Source organism: Tunturiibacter psychrotolerans (assembly GCF_051013365.1).
Lineage (GTDB): Bacteria > Acidobacteriota > Terriglobia > Terriglobales > Acidobacteriaceae > Edaphobacter > Edaphobacter psychrotolerans_A.
This window is the reverse complement of record NZ_CP132941.1, coordinates 1,092,416-1,108,439: the sequence shown is the minus strand read 5'-3', so window position 1 is coordinate 1,108,439 and position 16,024 is coordinate 1,092,416. Positions and strand designations below refer to the sequence as shown.

Genomic DNA, 16,024 nt, shown 5'->3' with positions numbered 1-16,024 from the left:
CCGGTGAAGACTCCTTCTCTCGCCACTTCCTTCCTGCTTGCTTTCGCCGTCCTCGCGCCTGTGTCCATGATCCAGTCAGAAACCGCCGATCCTGTTCCTGTGCCCGCCCTCGTCAATGGCTATCAGCCTACGTGGTGGAAAGAGGCGGTTGTCTACCAGGTTTATCCGCGCTCCTTCAAAGACTCGAACGGCGACGGCATTGGAGATATCCCAGGAATTACCTCTAAGCTGGACTACCTCCAACATCTGGGCGTCAACGTCATCTGGCTCAGCCCGCACTATGACTCACCCAACGCCGATAACGGTTACGACATCCGGGATTACCGCAAAGTCATGGCCGAGTTTGGAACCATGGCTGACTTTGACACGATGCTCGCGGGCATTAAGCAACGCCATATGCGCCTCATCATCGACCTCGTCGTGAATCACACCTCCGATGAGCATCGCTGGTTCGTCGAAAGCCGCAAGTCCAAGGACAATCCTTACCGCGATTTTTACTTCTGGCGCGACGGCAAACCTGGCCCGGCAGGCCCCGACGGGAAGCCCACGCTGCTCCCACCGAACAACGATCCGTCGTTCTTCTCGGGCTCCGCCTGGCAGTTCGATCCCACCACCAGTCAGTACTACCTTCACTACTTCGCAGTAAAACAACCCGATCTGAACTGGGACAACGCCAAAGTTCGCGAAGAGGTTTACAGTCTGATGCGCTTCTGGCTCGACAAGGGCGTTGACGGCTTCCGCATGGACGTCATACCCCTCATCTCAAAGAATCCGGCCTTCCCCGACCTCACCCCCGACCAACTCCACAACTACGGCAATGCCTACGCCAACGGTCCCCACATGCACGAGTACCTTCAGGAGATGAACCGCAACGTCATGGCGAAGTATGATGTCATGACTGTAGGCGAAGCCCTCGGTATCTCTCTCGAACAGACTCCACTTATCGTTGGCGACGACCGCCACGAACTCAATATGATCTTCAACTTCGACGCAATCCGTTCTAACCGCGTCGGACGCGACGACTTCAAACCCACAGACCTTCCGACTCTCAAAGCTATCTACACCCGCCACGCTGAGAAACTGGACGCCCACAGCTGGGACACTGTCTTTCTCTCCAACCACGACAACCCGCGCATCGTCTCGACTTTCGGCGACGACTCACCCGAGTTCCGCGTTCCCTCGGCCAAACTCCTTGAGACCATGCTCCTTACATTGCGGGGCACGCCCTTCCTTTATCAGGGTGACGAACTGGGCATGACCAACTACCCATTCAAAGCCATCGGAGACTTCGACGACATCGAAGTAAAGAACGCCTACAAGGCCAACGTCGTCACCGGCAAGATTCCCGAAGACGTCTTTATCGCAAACCTCCGTCACACGAGCCGCGACAACTCCCGAACGCCCATGCAATGGGACTCTTCCGCCAACGGGGGCTTCACCACCGCACTTAAACCCTGGCTGGCCGAAAACCCCAACTACACTCAGATTAATGCGGCCGCGGAGGTCGCTGATCCAGACTCGGTTTATAACTACACGAGCAAACTTATCGCTGTTCGTCGTACTCATCAGGCTTTCGTCTACGGCGACTACAAGGATCTTGATCCCGACAACAAAGCGATCTTCGCCTACACTCGTACCCTGGGCACAGAGCGTTACCTCGTCGTCCTCAACTTTTCGAAAATTCCCGTCGCCTACGCTCTGCCCGGCGCCCTCAAAGCTGAGTCTCTTATCCTTTCGAACCTCGCGACCAGCGAGCAAAATACGAGTACGCTTCATCTTGCTGGTTGGGACGCCCGCATCTATAAGGTGCAATAGCGGCGATGGTTTTTTGGTCTGCCGCAATATGACACGCCTCGGACAGAAGTATCGATGGCCGTCTCGCCGTAAAATAAGTCATCCGCATGGGACGCAACCTCTTCATTCTCGCTGGCAGCCTGGTCTTATTCGCCTTCATCTCTTGCGGGGTTGCGTACACAAATATTGCCCAGCAGCCCGGTTCGCCAGGCGACTCCTCTCTCTGGCGAACTATGGGTCTCAGCCTCTTCGTCATCGGCTTGCTCGTCGCGCTTGCTGGCATTCTCTCTTCGCTCTTCGAACAGGCTGAGCGCCGTGCCGAAGAGGACCGGCGTACGAAACGGCGCCGCTAGCCCCGTATCGCCACGCAAAACGGTACAATCGAAGTGAGGCTGCCGCCACGTCCCCAGCCCACGCTCACCCCTCCAGACGCGGCCACTGAAAGATCGAAGGGATTCCCAGACTGATGTTTGAAATAACCGTAGAAGCCGGTTTTTCTTCCGGCCACTACCTCCGCAATTACAGAGGCAAGTGCGAAAACCCGCATGGCCACAACTACAAGGTCTTCGTCACCCTGATCGGCGAAGAACTCGACGAAGCTGGTATGCTTCTCGACTTCAAACTTCTTAAGCAGGTGATGCGCCCTACCGTCGACTACCTTGACCACTTCATGATCAACGACTTGCCACCCTTCGACAAGGAGATCAATCCCAGCGCGGAGAACCTTGCTAAGTATTTTTACGAACAGACCAGCAGCCAACTGCATGAGATGACGGGCGGACGCGTCCGCGTGAAAGACTGCGCCCTCTACGAGACCGACACCAGTTTTGCTCGTTACTACAAATAGTGGCACTTTCGGTGGCGAGACACAGAAATGCATTTAATCGAATTCTATAAATCGGTTCAGGGTGAGTCCTCCTTTGCTGGTCTCCCTTGTATTTTCGTCCGTCTTGCGGGCTGCAACCTTCGCTGTGCCTGGTGCGACTCCGAGTACACTTTTACTGGCGGTAAACCCTTTAGTGCCGATGAGATTGTTGCGGAGATCGAAGGCCTCGCACCATGCCGCCTCATCGAGTTCACTGGTGGCGAGCCCATGCTTCAGTCCAGAGAACTACTTCCTCTCATGGACCGTTTGCTGGCGCAGAATTACACACTCATGCTCGAAACCAGTGGCGAGCGCCCGTTGGCTGATGTTCCTAAAGCCGTTCATAAGATTGTCGACGTCAAATGTCCGGGATCAGGTAGTGCGGCCAATAGCTTCCGCATGGAAAACCTCGAAGCCCTCACAAAAAATGACGAGGTAAAGTTCGTTATCTCTCACCGCGAAGACTACGATTTCGCTTGCGACTTCATTCGTACCCATGGGCTTCAGCAAAAGGCAGGCGAGATACTTATGAGTCCCGCGTTCAGCAAGACTCCAAGTCTCCTCCGCACAACCGACAATGCCACCCTGGACCCCCGCATCCTTGTTGAGTGGATGATGGCTGACGGCATCGACGCGCGCTTGTCGCTCCAGATACACAAATTCATCTGGGAACCTATCAAAAAGGGTGTTTAGCTGGAATCAGTTGAGCAGGCCGAGTGAACACACCGCCGCTGCTATCGTGAGCAGGACGGCCGTTTCATATCCACTTCCTTTCTTGGTGCGGCTTGAACGCTTCATCTCGACAACCCGACCTCTTTCGTTTTGTCGCTCGCGTTCAGGTAGCTTTCGCATCGTTTTTTCACAACACATGACCAAGGGAATCCAGGCGGCCATCACAACAAAAAAAGCGACGGTCACCACAACAGCAGCAGTATCTTCAGACATTGCAATCTCCTTCCTACTAATGCTGGAATAGTGCATTCATCCATGCCTCCGTTACAGGGGATACCAGCCGCTACGCTACCATTACCTATGCGCATTCTTTCTGTCCTTTTTCTGCTCGCGACCATTGCCTGCGCGGCCGTCAAAGCTATTGCACAAAATGATCTTCCGCCGCCACAGAAGCCGCTTGAAATCAAAGTGGTCGTTATCAACATGTTCGAGGTCGGTGCCGACACTGGCGATGCGCCAGGTGAATATCAATACTGGGTGGAGCGAGAGCACCTGGACACGGTGCTTCCGTTTTTTGCGGGCTACCACGACCTGCGCCTCAACGAAAAAAGCGGAATACTGGGGGTGTTAACAGGAGTCGGAACTGCTCGCACCGCTGCCACCATCATGGCTCTTGGTCTCGACCCACGCTTCGACTTGACTCATGCCTATTTCCTTGTGGCTGGCATTGGCGGGATGGATCCTCGTATGGGCTCCCTTGGCTCGGCAGTCTGGTCTGATTACATCGTCGATGGGGACCTCGCCCACGAGATCGACGCTCGAGAAATTCCAAAAGACTGGTCGACGGGATACGTTCCGCTTGGTAAGTCCACTCCGTATGAGCAACCACGTACTGCCCGATTCGGCGACGACGGCAACGTCTATCACCTCAATACCGGCTTAGTGGACTGGGCCTTCGCGCTGACTAAGGACACGGCGCTGCCTGACACACCTGCGATGGCGACTCGCCGCCAGCAGTACACCGAAGAGGCGGCTCATCGGCCTCCCTTCGTTCTGCGAGGTGATAATCTATCAGCTTCGACGTTCTGGCACGGTAAGCTCCTCAATCAGTGGGCGCGCGACTGGGTTAAGTACCAGACTGATGGCCGTGGCACTTATGCCATTTGCGGCATGGAGGACACCGGCACGATGCAATCGCTTACTTGGCTCAGCCACGCATATAAGCTTGATATCAACCGCGTTCTGGTCCTCCGTACCGCTTCCAATTTCGATCAGCAGCGCCCCGGTGCTACCGCCGCCGAAAGCCTTGGCGAAACCAAAGTTCGTCAGTACAGCGCGTATCTTCCAGCGCTCGACGCTGCTTATCGCGTTGGACACCTCGTGGTCGACAATCTGGTTGTTAACTGGCAGCAGACTCGAGACCACATACCCACTAGCGCTACCTCGCTAAAATAATCTCTGGAGCGCACACTGAAGATTCTCATTCTCTCCCCGCACCGCGATGATGCAGCTTTCTCGGTTTCGCTTGCCATGATTCATTGGCTTACTTCACGCCACACGGTTACGTTGCTCAACGTCTTTACTCGCAGCCGCTATGCTCCTTACTCCGATGCTGCGTTCGTTCACGAGAACGACGAACTCTCTTACGTCTCGGCGATGCGCCTTCGCGAAGACGAACTCTTTCTTCGCCGCATCAAGGAGTCCCTTCCCAAGGGGCTGAAGAACAACCTGAACATGCATGATCTAAACCTCAAAGATGCGCCCATCAGACTGAGGGTGCCGATCGATGAGGTTTGTAATACTCCGGTTAACTCAGCAGATCCTTCACTGGAAAAGATCCGCAGAGCTCTCACGCGCCAGTCGGAACTGGGAACGATGGAGGCCATTGTCCTTCCTGCCGGCCTGGGCAATGATGTTGACCATCTTGTAGTCCGCGAAGCTGCTATACCGTTCACTGCATCGCTGCCGGCTGCCTTTTACGAAGATCTTTCTTATCTAGCTACTCAACTTTCCTCTACTAACGACCTAGAGACTCTGAACTCGGCAGCTAGCGAACGTAACGATCCACTTACTGAGTTCGTTTGCCACACCGGCGAGCCTGCGACCGAAGCCATTGTGCGCAAGCGAAAGTTGGTCCTCAATTACGCATCGCAGATTGACGATGAAGCTGGCGATATCATCAGCAACTTTGCTGCCCGCTACGACGGCGGAGAGCGCTTGTGGGCTAACAAACTGTGGCACTCGTCCTTCGCCTAGTCATGTAGACGCCAAGAAGGAGTGCCACGGTTCTGACATTCCGTGCATTTGAGACTCTACCCCAACATCTTTCTTGCTCTCCGACGAACTGTCTCGGTCACCACTCCGTACACGACGTGGGTGGCCATCTCGCTGGTGCGTTCGCGCGTTGTTTGCTCGTGCGCATCGTCTGGAAGACCCAGTGCAGGAAGTCCTGTTCCATGAGTTAGAGAAGTCAACGCCATTCCAAATGCGGCGCCGTCCTTCGCTGTAGCTTGCGGATAGTATTCTGCCAGCGCTCCGTATGCGGCACCGGTTAGAGCTCCGAATCCCCACTGAAGCGTCTCCACAGCAGCTGTCTTCTGCGTGCCCACAAGTTCGTGCCCGACGAGCTTCTCTGCCAGTATTGCGAGTGGGTCTGGTTCTCCGTGAGTTCGCCGACGGTAGATCTTCTCCGTAAGCGTTTTCGCTGCGGTCGCAACCAACCCGCCGATCAAGCCTGCCAGCATGCCCTTCGCCAACGACCTCGTAACTGTCTTCTCGTTAAACTTCTTCATGGCTCGACCTCAAAATCAATTCATCTAGCCTACGATGCGTCGCGGGCTCCTTCGGGGTGTGTCGCATGAAACATCGTTTTTCTGGATCTCTTGTCTCGTCACAATACAAAGGCGCTGCAGGAATGCAGCGCCTTTGTATTGATGCTTGATGATTATTTGGATTCGACTTTGCTATGCCAGGAGTGGGCTGACTTTAGTGCGTTGTTGACGTTGGTGATGTTTTCTACGCCGGTGGTGTTGAGCCAATCTTCAAAGGCCTTGGCACCCTGCTTGGCGTAGATTGCGATGCCGTCTTTCCAGGTGGCGCGGCCGCAGAGGACGCCGTTGAAGGTGGTTCCGGATTCGACGGCCAGTTCGAGGGTCTCGATGAAGACGGGGTTGGAGACGCCGGCAGAGAGATAGATGAAGGGCTTGTGGGTCATCGTGGCGGCGTCGCGGAAGTGTTGCAGGGCTTCCTTGCGGGTGTAGGCTTTCTCGCCCTTGAAAGACTTTGTGCCTTCGACGAAGGCCATCTCGACGGGGACTTCGACCTTGAGGACATCGACGTTGTAGTGAGCCTTGCCGAACTCGGCCATGGAGCCGGAGACGATCTCGGGCTTCTTCTTGGCGTAGGCTACGGACTTTTCATCGCCACCTTCGGCGTCGTAGCCGACGAACTCGAGGAAGAAGGGGATGTCGTGAGCGATGCACTCGGCGCCGATTCGTTCGATCCAGGCTTGCTTGAGGTCATTGACCGATGTCTTCTCGTAGGGCGTGTAGTAGAGGAGGATTTTGATGCAGTCTGCTCCAGCTTCCTTCAGTCGGCGGACGCTCCAGACATCGAGGAGGTCGGGCAGGCGGCCGGGGGTGGTGGCGTCGTAACCGGTCTTCTCGTAGGCGAGCAGGAGGCCCTTGCCGTTGCGGTGCTTGGAGGCTGGGAGGCCGAACTCGGGGTCGAGGAGGATCGCGGTGGCGTGCTTGGTGAGGACGGAGGTGACCAGGGTCTTGAACTCCTCGAGGTCGTGGGCGTCGGCGGCTGCTCCGCGCTCCTTGGCGAGGGACTTCTGGAGGGATCCGCGCTGGTCCATGGCGGCGGCGGCGATCACGCCACGATGGTCGGAGACGGCTTTGAGGCCGGCTAGCTTTCCTGGGGTCAACTTGATCATGGGGTGCATGTCTCCTGAGACGGTTCGAGTGATGGAAGGACTACGAAGGGTCATTTTACACAGCGAAGTGTATGTTCGGCGTGAAGGGTGAGGTGATGTTGCCTTGCTGCCGATGTTGCGTGATTTTAGATGTGTGACGACGTCGTTTGTTGGAGATGAGATGCGGTGTCGGCTCGTTCGGTGTCACCACAGGTTGGGACGGCTAGGTGGCTTGAACGGTCAAGGCGGTTGGGCTGGCCTTATCTGTTTTTTCGCCTCATCGCGGACTTTGGAGAACCCACCGTCAACTGTTTTGGCCGTCCTGAGGGGGTACCCCCCCCGGGGGGTTACCCGGGCGTAAGTCTCATGAATGCAGTGAGATAGCCAAGATGGTCGCGGCTAAATTCGTGCAGGCAAAGGGGTTACGGCCAAATTCGTCTCAGGAAAGGACTTAGAGGGGTTCGTTCCTTAGCGAGGGTGTCCGTGAAGTTTTTTGGAGTTTCCTTCAACCCACCAGCCTCTAGTTTACCGGATTGAGGGTAACTGATGCGCCATCGGTAAGTGATTGTGGGGTAATAGGTTAGTACATTTTCGGCCTTGACAGGCTTTTTTGGGGTGAGTGGAATCTAAGACATTGGGCAAAAACAAAATTTGGGAGTTTCTCCACTGCGCGTCCACGATGAGACTGTGACCGCTTCGGTCGTAATGACGGTGCTTTGGTTCGAGCGAGAGAAGCAGAAATAATCAAAAGGCAACGTCAAATCCTTCCCCCGTAGCTAGAGAGACTTCAGTGCACCCTCGCGGATGTTCTTCCTACATAATTTAGGTTCACTCTTGCAGTTTTAAGCGACCGCCGCGGCAGCTATGCGCTCTATCTGATTGTGGTACCGATCCCAGCCCATAGCTGAAAGAAACGAGGTTTGAATGGTTCAGTCTTCTGCATCACCGAAAGATTTTCGGCTTTGGCCGTTCGTTGTGATTGCTGCTGTGGTGGGCATCGCCGCGATCTGTTTTGCATATACGGCTGGATGGCTGTCACCAAACAGGCTGACGCCCAAGAAGCTGGTGGCGGGGTTGGCTCCTCCCGGAGGCCCGGCACTGGGTCATCGCCGCAACCACGCTAAAGGTATCTGCTTTACCGGAACGTTTGAGGCAAACGGCGAAGGTTCATCACTCTCCAAAGCGTCGGTCTTCGTTGCGGGACAATATCCGATTGTGGGGCGATTCAACCTTGGCACTCCGAATCCGAATGCTGAGGACGCAATGGTGCGTACGCGCGGCCTCGGCATTCTCATCACCACGCCGGACGGGCAGCAGTGGCGCAGTGCCATGATCAATGCGCCGATCTTTCCCGTTTCGACTCCGCAGGCTTTTTACGACCTCCTGACTGCCTCGGCGAGCAAGGACCCCGATGCGATGAAGAACTTCATTGGCGCAAATCCGGAGTTCCTTACGTTTCTCCCCTGGGCTAAGAGTGACCAATGGACCGAGAGCTATGCGGAGGAGCCTTACAACAGTCTCAACTCGTTTCTGTTCGTCGATGCGTCCGGCGCGAAGCATCCGATCCGTTGGTCGTTGATCCCGGCTGCACATCCTGTTTCTATTTCGCCACAGGAACTGGCCAAGCGTGGTCCCGATTATCTCGAGCAGGAGATCACGCAGCGTGTGGCCGCGAGCCCTCAGCACTGGCACCTGATGGTCACCGTTGCCAACCCCGGCGACCCAACAGCAGACCCGAACAAGGCGTGGCCTGCCGATCGTCGTACGGTCAACGTTGGAACAATGACGGTACAGCAGATTGAACCGGAGCGCGACGGCCCGTGCCGCGATATTAACTACGACCCGACGGTACTGCCGGCCGGAATCACTACGTCGGATGACCCATTCCCCGCGGCACGCTCGGCAGCGTATTCCCGGTCGTACAACAGCCGTACAGCCGAAGAGGCGGATTACCCGCGTACCGCGACAGGAGCCAAGCAATGACAACGACCCGCACACGCTTTGCAGTTCCGCAGCGAATACTTCACTGGCTGATGGCAATCTGCATTCTGTCCATGTTGTTTATCGGTGTAGGTATGGTTTCGACCATCAGCGCCAAGTACCTGACACTGGTGCAGATTCATAAGCCGCTGGGGATAGCCATCCTGGTGCTGGCGCTTATCCGTCTGGTGCTGCGGCTCTACTACGGTGCACCTGCGTTGCCCGCGGATCTGCCGGCGCCGATGAAGCTGGCCGCGGAACTGTCGCAGTACATCTTTTACGCGCTGATGATCGCGATGCCGCTGATCGGCTGGGCTATGTTGTCCGCGGCGGAGTACCCGGTGGTGCTCTTCGGCGGTGTGCATCTGCCATCGATCCTGCCTGTGAGTCCCAGCCTGCATACGCTGCTGTGGCATGCACATTACTACCTGGCGTTTGCGTTTTTCGGACTCATCCTGATGCACGTCTCCGCAATTCTCTTTCATAAGCTTGTGAGAAATGACGGAGTGTTTGAAGCTATGGCCTCAGTATCCACAAAGGACCAGCCAGAACGACCCACTCACTGAGTGGGACCGCAATACAGTGTTTCTGGCACGACTTTAACGTCGCGGCACTCCATCGCGCTCGCTGTCTATGCGCCGTTTCGGAGCTTCACGTACTTATTCTTTTTGCGTGGGCCGCTTCAGATGTTGGTTGGCTTTCATGTTGATCGAACTCGTGGAATGAAGCCCGGGACACCGGTCTTCATCACTTCGTTGAGTCTCTGCCTGGTCTGAATGCGATTGATTTCGTCGAACGCGTCTTGCGGAAGGGCGGAGACGTTGAAGTTCTCTTTCGCGCGAACCGCGGTTGTGGTCTTGACGAGCAAAGCCGTGCCGCGCTGCAACGCCCATGCCAGCAGCACTTGTGCCGGAGTCTTTCCAAGTCGTGCGGCGATAGATGCAATGACTGGATCTTGAAGCGGCCCCGACTTCATTCCGTGGCCCAATGGCGCGCCCGCCAAAAACACGATGCCCTTTTCCGTGCAGAACTCCAGAAGCTTGGGCTCCGGGAGATATGGATGTGCTTCGACCTGGATCACAGCTGGCTTGATTCGCGCAGATTCAAAGAGGGGCGCCAGTTCGTTCAAGCCGATGTCAGACAACCCGATGGCCCGGCACCTGCCATGGTCCATAAGACTTTCCATCGCTCTCCAGGTGTCGAGTAAAGTCACACCGTGGTCGTAAATAATATTTCCGTTTTGATCCAGCGAATCGAGGTCGTCCCCCGGTTGAAACGCAAACGGAGTGTGAATCAAATAAAGATCGAGATAATCGAGCCGGAGTCTGTCCCGACTGGCCTCGAAAGCGGGCTCGACGCGCTCGGGCCGATGATTGTTGTTCCACAACTTCGTCGTAACAAAGATGTCTTCGCGCGAAATCCCCGCGGCGGCACATCCCGCTTGTAACGCTTCGCCTACCTCACGCTCGTTCCGGTATCGCTCCGCACAATCGACGTGTCGATATCCGATCTCCAGTGCGTCTTCGGTTATAGTTCTCGTCACTGCCGGATCGGGAATCAGCGTGCCAAAGCCGATTGCAGGCATCTGGCCGTTTCCGTGGGTGAGTGGGATTCTCGCAAACCGAAAATCAGAAGAATCGATCATAGTGAGCCTCGGCACTCTCTTGCATTCAGCGTCGCCGCCTTTCTCCATAGTGCGTTGTCATGCGATCCGCTGAACCCACTGGCTTCGCCAAGACGGGGCCTCGAAAGGGTCCGCGAAATACTGTGTCTCGTGCGCGACCTTACCGTCGCGGAACTCCATGATGCTAACGGTGAATGCTGGACGTCCCTGGTAGACGATGGTGTACTCCGTGATCCAGAGGTCGCCTTTTCCGAGAATTCGCTTGACCTGGAAGCCCGACGGTTTTCCGGGATGATGACTCCGCAAAGCCTGCAAGTTTTTTCGCCCGAGGATTCGCTCGCCTGACTGCGGATAATCGCAGATGGCGTCGTCGTGGTAAATATCGTGTTCGGCGTTTGCGTCGCCGTCTGCAGACGCTTTCCAATGTGCGTTCAGGACTTCACGTATTTGTTCCTCTTGCATGACCGCTCCAGGTGTTGCTCCGCTTTTATGTTGATGCAACTCGGGGAATGAAGCCCGGGCTGCCGGTATTCACTACATCGTTGAGTCTTTGCCTTGTCTGAATGCGATTGATTTCGTCAAATGCGTCTTCCGGCAGGGGGGAGATGTCGAAGTTTTCTTTCGCACGACCGGGACTTTTTGGAGTGGTGAGCAAAGCCGTGCCGCGCTGCACCGCCCATGCCAGCAGCACCTGCCCCGGCGTCTTTCCAACTCGTGCGGCGATTGACGCAATGACTGGATCCTCGAGTAGTCCCGGCTTCATTCCGTGACCCAACGGCGCGAAGGCAAGGAGCACAATGTCCTTCTTCCTGCAGAAGTCCAGAAGCTCCGTCTCCGGCAGATAGGGGTGTGATTCGACCTGGACTACGGACGGTTTGATTCGCGCCGATTCGTAGATGGGCAACAGTTTTTCCAGGCTGATGTCAGACAGTCCGATGGCGCGGCATTTGCCGTGGTCCACAAGACTCTCGAGCGCTCGCCAGGTGTCGAGCAGAGTCACGCCGTCGTCGTAGATTACTTTGCCGTTTTGATCGCGTGGATCCGGGTTGTCTCCGGGGTGAAATGCGAATGGAGTGTGGATGAGATAGAGATCCAGATAGTCGAGCTTGAGTCTTTTCAGACTAGCCTCGAAAGCCTGCCCGACGCGCTCGGGTCGATGATTGGTGTTCCACAACTTTGTGGTGACGAAGATGTCTTCGCGCGCAATGCCTGCCGCGGCAGATCCCGCCTGCAACGCCTCGCCTACCTGAGACTCGTTCAGGTACCGTTCCGCACAATCGAAGTGCCGAAATCCGGCCTCGAGCGCCTCCCTGGTGGCAGTTAGCGTCACGGCTGGGTCGGGAATCAAGGTGCCAAACCCGAGTGCCGGGATACGGCCGTCTCCGTGGTTGAGTGGAATTCTCGTAAACCGAAAATCAGAAGGCTCGATCATAGGGAGGCCTCGGCACTACCTTGGATTCAGCGTTACTGCCCTTGGTAGGTAATTATTTTTTTCGGCAGACGGGGGGGGGGCGCGCGCCTACATAGTACTACTCGTTTCTACGTGTCCGGATAATCGGCTGCTGGACATTGAGACCTGCAGGAAACTTGCTCTAGTGTGCGGCGGCTGCGGCGCGTCTGGGATCCTGATCGATGTCTTTGCGGCGGGAGGCGATGAAGCCGAAGAACGCTATATAGACATAGCAGACGGCGGGGATGATGAAGGCGTGCTGGACGCCGATGCGGTCGGCGAGGTGGCCTTCGGCGAGGGGAAGGAGGGCGCCGCCTACGATGGCTTGGACCAGGAGGCTCGAGCCTTTGCTGGTGAGTTCGCCGAGACCGGCGAGGCCGAGGCTGAAGATGCTGGGGAACATGATGGAGTTGAAGAAGCCGATGGCGAGGACGGTGTAGAGGGCGACGGGGCCTCCGGTGGCCATGGTGGTGAGGACGAGGCAGAAGGCGATGAAGGCTGCTGCTGCCAGGGCCTTGCCGGTGCTGATGTAGCGCAGAACGTAGGAGCCGATGAAACGGCCGACCATGGCTCCGCCCCAGTAGAAGGAGACATAGTGGGCGGCGGTACGCTCGGGAAGGTTCATGATGTGGGGCAGGCCGAGGTAGTTGATGAGGAAGCTGCCGATGGAGACCTCGGCACCTACGTAGACGAAGATTCCTAGGGTGGCCATGAGGAGGTAGGGCTGCTTCCAGATGCTGCCTGCTGGGCGGCTGGCGAGTTCTCCGGGGCGGAAGTCGCGGGTGAAGTCAGTGGTGGGGAGTTTGATGAGGCCGATGGCGACGGCGAGAACGAGAAGAGTGAGAGCAATGACGAGATAAGGCATCCTGACGGACGATGCCTGCTGTTCGCGGTAGGTCTGGAGCGCTGCGGTGGAGAAGGATTTTAGCGTTTCGGGAGAGGCCTGGATGGCGCCCAGGATGAGCGCTCCGCCGAAGAAGGGAGCGATGGTGGTGCCGAAGGAGTTGAAGGCCTGGGCGAGATTGAGACGGCTGGCGGCGGTGGCTTGTGGGCCGAGGTTCGTGACGTAGGGGTTGGCCGAGACCTGGAGGCAGGTGATGCCGGCGGCGAGGATGACAAGTGCAGAGAGGAAGAGAGGAAAGGATGCAGTGCTGGCAGCAGGGAGAAAGAGCAGCGCTCCGGCAGCCATGACGATAAGGCCGATGACCATGGACTGTTTGTAGCCGCGCCAGTCGACTAGTTTTCCGGAGGGTAGAGCGAAGATGAAGTAGGAGGAGAAGAAGGCGAACTGGACGAGCAGGGCTTGACCGTAGTTGAGGCTGAAGATGCCCTTGAGATGGGGAATGAGGATGTCGTTGAGACAGGTAAGGAAGCCCCACATGAAGAAGAGGACCGTGGCGATGCTCATGGCGCGGATGTCGGTGGCCTGAGGGTCGCGGGTGTAGGCGGTCTGCTGTGTCGTGGCTATATTCAATGTTTTTCCCTGCCTCTTCGGTCTAGTTATGACGGCGTGAAAGATTCTACAGGGTTAGAGCGGGATTATCAGCATTCCGTCGCAGGGGTGACTCAGGATATTGCAACCCCTTGAAAGAGGAAGCCATCCTAGAAATTTAGTCGGTGCTCGTTCTGACTAACAAAATCCTTGCCGAAAGCCCAAGGGGCATAGGGTCTTTGACGGGGTTGTTTATGTCCGAGCGCAAAAAGATCATTTTGATTTTGGTTTACGTCATCGCTACGGTGCAGTTTGTGTGGTGCTACCTGTGGCTGACGAGACCGTACGTCAATACGCTGTTATATGAACAAGGGCTTGAACGGATGCCGTTTCAGGGGCGCAGCCTGATGATGCTGCCGATGCGATGGGCGCATGGGAGTAGTCTGATGACCTGGCTGGCGACACCATTTTTGAAGTCGCACTTCTGGTTTCCGAAACCGGTGGCTCCGGAGGTTGTGGTGCAGGCGGCGATCGATGTCTTTTGTCTGCTGGCGGCGGGGTACTTGACGACGAAGATCTATCAGGCAAGCTCGAGCCGTCGGCTGCTGACGCCGATGGTGTATCCGCTGCTGCTGGTGGCGTGTGGCGCGACGTATGTGATGCATACGGTGCAGAACTTCCGGTTTGTCTACGATCTGCCGAGCCTCGCGTTCTTTGCGGCGGCGATGTATTTGCTTTATTTCCGACGGCATTGGATTTATTTCGCAGGACTCTTTGTGGTTGCGACGATGAATCGCGAGACGACGCTGCTTTTGCTTCCTTTGTTTTTGCTGAACGGCGCGGTAGTCGGCGGGCGGGTGCGATGGTCCCGAACGGTACGGCTGAGGAGCTTAGCCGTGGTGATGCCGCTCGCGATGTTCTGGGGGGGGTGGCAGATCTTCGTTCGGCACGTGTTTGCGGGAAATGCGTCGGAGTTCTATCCGCGGATCGACTGGAACGTGAAGTCGCTACTGTTTCCGCAGGCGTGGCCGCAGATGCTGAGCGCGTGTGGCTATCTGCTGATGTTTGTGGTGGTGATGCGGCGGAAGATTCGTGATCCTCAGTTGGAGGCGTGGCTTTGGCTGCTGCCTATCTGGTTCGGCTTCATGTTTGTGTACGGGATTCTGATTGAGACCAGGGTGTTTGGCGAACTGATCCCGCTGATCGTCTGTTCGACGATGCTGATTGTGGAAGACGGGCTGTTGGCGCGGATGGCGAAGCCAGCCCGGGCGCCTGCACTGGAGATGGCCTCGGTGCCGGGAAGTTCCAGGGAGGCTCGCGAGGCCGCGTGAGGTTGCTGCTAGATGGCTTCTTTGAGAACGGCTAGCTGGGTGGCGAGGAGTTCGAGGATGCCCTTTTCTGCGTAGTCGAGCATCTGGCCAAGCTGGGCGCGGGTGTAGGAGTCGTGCTCGGCGGTGGCTTGGGTCTCGACGAGGCCGCCGTTGGCGAGCATGACGACGTTCATGTCGACGGCGGCGCGGGAGTCCTCCTCGTAGGCCAGGTCGAGCAGGACGTTGCCGTCGACGATGCCGACGGATGTGGCCGCGACCATTTGCTTGAGCGGGGATGTCTTGAGCGTGCCGGCCTTGACCAGCTTGCCGAGAGCGAGGGCGAGAGCTACACAGGCTCCTGTGATGGCGGCGGTGCGAGTGCCGCCGTCGGCCTGGAGGACGTCGCAGTCGAGGATGACGGTGCGTTCGCCCAGAGCCTTCATGTCGACGACGCTGCGGAGGCTGCGGCCGATGAGGCGCTGGATCTCGTGGGTGCGACCGCCCACTTTGCCGCGTTCGCTCTCGCGTGCGGTACGGGTGAGAGTGGCGCGAGGGAGCATGCCGTATTCGGCGGTGACCCAGCCGCGGCCGGAGTTGCGAAGCCAGCCGGGAACGCCCTGCTCAATGGTGGCGTTGCAGAGGACGCGGGTGTTGCCAGACTCCATAAGGACTGAGCCTTCGGCCATGGCGACGTAGTGCGGAGTGATGCGGATGGGGCGGAGTGCGTCGGCGAGGCGGTGGTCGGGGCGGAAGAGCTGGGGGGAGGGGGTTACGGTGGTTACAGACATGGGGGAATTATAGTTGGGAGATTCTTTGCGTGATGGGGAGGGTTCGGCGTGAGCCATTTGTGGGAGTGTTCCGAAATGGGCTTAGTTCCATAATGGGAGGACTTGGTTGGATTGCAGTTTGTTGAGGATTTGGCTTGTGGGTGTCGTTTGCGGTTCCGATTTGGGAAGTAGCCGCGATGCGCGGGGGAGGTGG

Annotated in this window: 17 protein-coding genes; 9 read left to right on the top strand and 8 right to left on the bottom strand. The window is 56.9% G+C overall.

The annotated features are described in order from the left end of the window. Positions 1-3: 3 nt before the first annotated feature. From RBB76_RS04535 to RBB76_RS04520, 4 genes are all read left to right on the top strand, one after another. On the top strand, positions 4-1,815 hold the full coding sequence (locus tag RBB76_RS04535; protein ID WP_429628592.1) for a glycoside hydrolase family 13 protein: 1,812 nt from the start codon (positions 4-6) through the stop codon (positions 1,813-1,815). A gap of 86 nt (positions 1,816-1,901) precedes the next feature. Next, positions 1,902-2,147 carry a hypothetical protein gene (locus RBB76_RS04530; RefSeq protein WP_429628593.1) on the top strand — a complete coding sequence of 82 codons (246 nt, stop codon included), beginning with the start codon at positions 1,902-1,904 and terminating at the stop codon, positions 2,145-2,147. A gap of 113 nt (positions 2,148-2,260) precedes the next feature. Further along, a complete protein-coding gene (gene queD / locus RBB76_RS04525) occupies positions 2,261-2,641 on the top strand; it encodes a 6-carboxytetrahydropterin synthase QueD (protein ID WP_429628594.1) in 381 nt (126 codons plus the stop codon). 27 nt (positions 2,642-2,668) lie between these two features. After that, entirely contained in the window at positions 2,669-3,352 is a 684-nt protein-coding gene (locus RBB76_RS04520) for a 7-carboxy-7-deazaguanine synthase QueE (RefSeq protein WP_429628595.1), read from the top strand. 6 nt (positions 3,353-3,358) lie between these two features. Here the strand turns inward: RBB76_RS04520 and RBB76_RS04515 are convergent, their stop codons facing one another. Further along, positions 3,359-3,604: a hypothetical protein gene (locus RBB76_RS04515; RefSeq protein ID WP_429628596.1), complete on the bottom strand. Its 246-nt coding sequence runs from the start codon at positions 3,602-3,604 to the stop codon at positions 3,359-3,361. An 87-nt stretch (positions 3,605-3,691) separates the two neighbouring features. Between RBB76_RS04515 and RBB76_RS04510 the strand changes: the two genes are divergently transcribed. Next, positions 3,692-4,786 (top strand): purine nucleoside permease, encoded by a 1,095-nt coding sequence (locus RBB76_RS04510; RefSeq protein WP_429628597.1) that lies wholly within the window; start codon positions 3,692-3,694, stop codon positions 4,784-4,786. A gap of 75 nt (positions 4,787-4,861) precedes the next feature. After that, on the top strand, positions 4,862-5,587 hold the full coding sequence (locus tag RBB76_RS04505; protein ID WP_429628598.1) for a hypothetical protein: 726 nt from the start codon (positions 4,862-4,864) through the stop codon (positions 5,585-5,587). A gap of 56 nt (positions 5,588-5,643) precedes the next feature. Here the strand turns inward: RBB76_RS04505 and RBB76_RS04500 are convergent, their stop codons facing one another. Next, positions 5,644-6,123 carry a DUF1440 domain-containing protein gene (locus tag RBB76_RS04500; RefSeq protein ID WP_429628599.1) on the bottom strand — a complete coding sequence of 160 codons (480 nt, stop codon included), beginning with the start codon at positions 6,121-6,123 and terminating at the stop codon, positions 5,644-5,646. A 152-nt stretch (positions 6,124-6,275) separates the two neighbouring features. Further along, positions 6,276-7,265, bottom strand: a complete 990-nt coding sequence (locus RBB76_RS04495) for a tagatose 1,6-diphosphate aldolase (RefSeq protein ID WP_429628909.1) — start codon at positions 7,263-7,265, stop codon at positions 6,276-6,278. Between the two features lie 906 nt (positions 7,266-8,171). Between RBB76_RS04495 and RBB76_RS04490 the strand changes: the two genes are divergently transcribed. Both RBB76_RS04490 and RBB76_RS04485 read left to right on the top strand, forming a co-directional pair. Next, positions 8,172-9,230 (top strand): catalase family peroxidase, encoded by a 1,059-nt coding sequence (locus RBB76_RS04490; protein WP_429628600.1) that lies wholly within the window; start codon positions 8,172-8,174, stop codon positions 9,228-9,230. Beyond that, complete coding sequence (locus tag RBB76_RS04485) at positions 9,227-9,793, top strand: cytochrome b (RefSeq protein WP_429628601.1); 567 nt, start codon at positions 9,227-9,229, stop codon at positions 9,791-9,793. The genes RBB76_RS04490 and RBB76_RS04485 overlap by 4 nt, the downstream gene beginning before the upstream one ends. A 134-nt stretch (positions 9,794-9,927) precedes the next feature. Here the strand turns inward: RBB76_RS04485 and RBB76_RS04480 are convergent, their stop codons facing one another. The 4 genes from RBB76_RS04480 to RBB76_RS04465 form a co-directional block, all read right to left on the bottom strand. After that, positions 9,928-10,872, bottom strand: a complete 945-nt coding sequence (locus tag RBB76_RS04480) for an aldo/keto reductase (RefSeq protein WP_429628602.1) — start codon at positions 10,870-10,872, stop codon at positions 9,928-9,930. Between the two features lie 57 nt (positions 10,873-10,929). Next, positions 10,930-11,313: a nuclear transport factor 2 family protein gene (locus tag RBB76_RS04475; RefSeq protein WP_429628603.1), complete on the bottom strand. Its 384-nt coding sequence runs from the start codon at positions 11,311-11,313 to the stop codon at positions 10,930-10,932. Positions 11,314-11,338: 25 nt separating this feature from the next. Beyond that, positions 11,339-12,283: an aldo/keto reductase gene (locus RBB76_RS04470; protein WP_429628604.1), complete on the bottom strand. Its 945-nt coding sequence runs from the start codon at positions 12,281-12,283 to the stop codon at positions 11,339-11,341. 160 nt (positions 12,284-12,443) lie between these two features. Continuing rightward, the gene (locus RBB76_RS04465; RefSeq protein ID WP_429628605.1) at positions 12,444-13,775 is read right to left on the bottom strand and encodes a sugar MFS transporter; all 1,332 of its coding nucleotides are present in this window, start codon (positions 13,773-13,775) and stop codon (positions 12,444-12,446) included. A gap of 212 nt (positions 13,776-13,987) precedes the next feature. Here RBB76_RS04465 and RBB76_RS04460 point away from each other — a divergent pair, with 212 nt between their 5' ends. After that, a complete protein-coding gene (locus tag RBB76_RS04460; RefSeq protein ID WP_429628606.1) occupies positions 13,988-15,064 on the top strand; it encodes a hypothetical protein in 1,077 nt (358 codons plus the stop codon). 8 nt (positions 15,065-15,072) lie between these two features. Here the strand turns inward: RBB76_RS04460 and rph are convergent, their stop codons facing one another. Continuing rightward, the gene (gene rph / locus RBB76_RS04455; RefSeq protein WP_429628607.1) at positions 15,073-15,831 is read right to left on the bottom strand and encodes a ribonuclease PH; all 759 of its coding nucleotides are present in this window, start codon (positions 15,829-15,831) and stop codon (positions 15,073-15,075) included. Between the last annotated feature and the right edge of the window lie 193 nt (positions 15,832-16,024).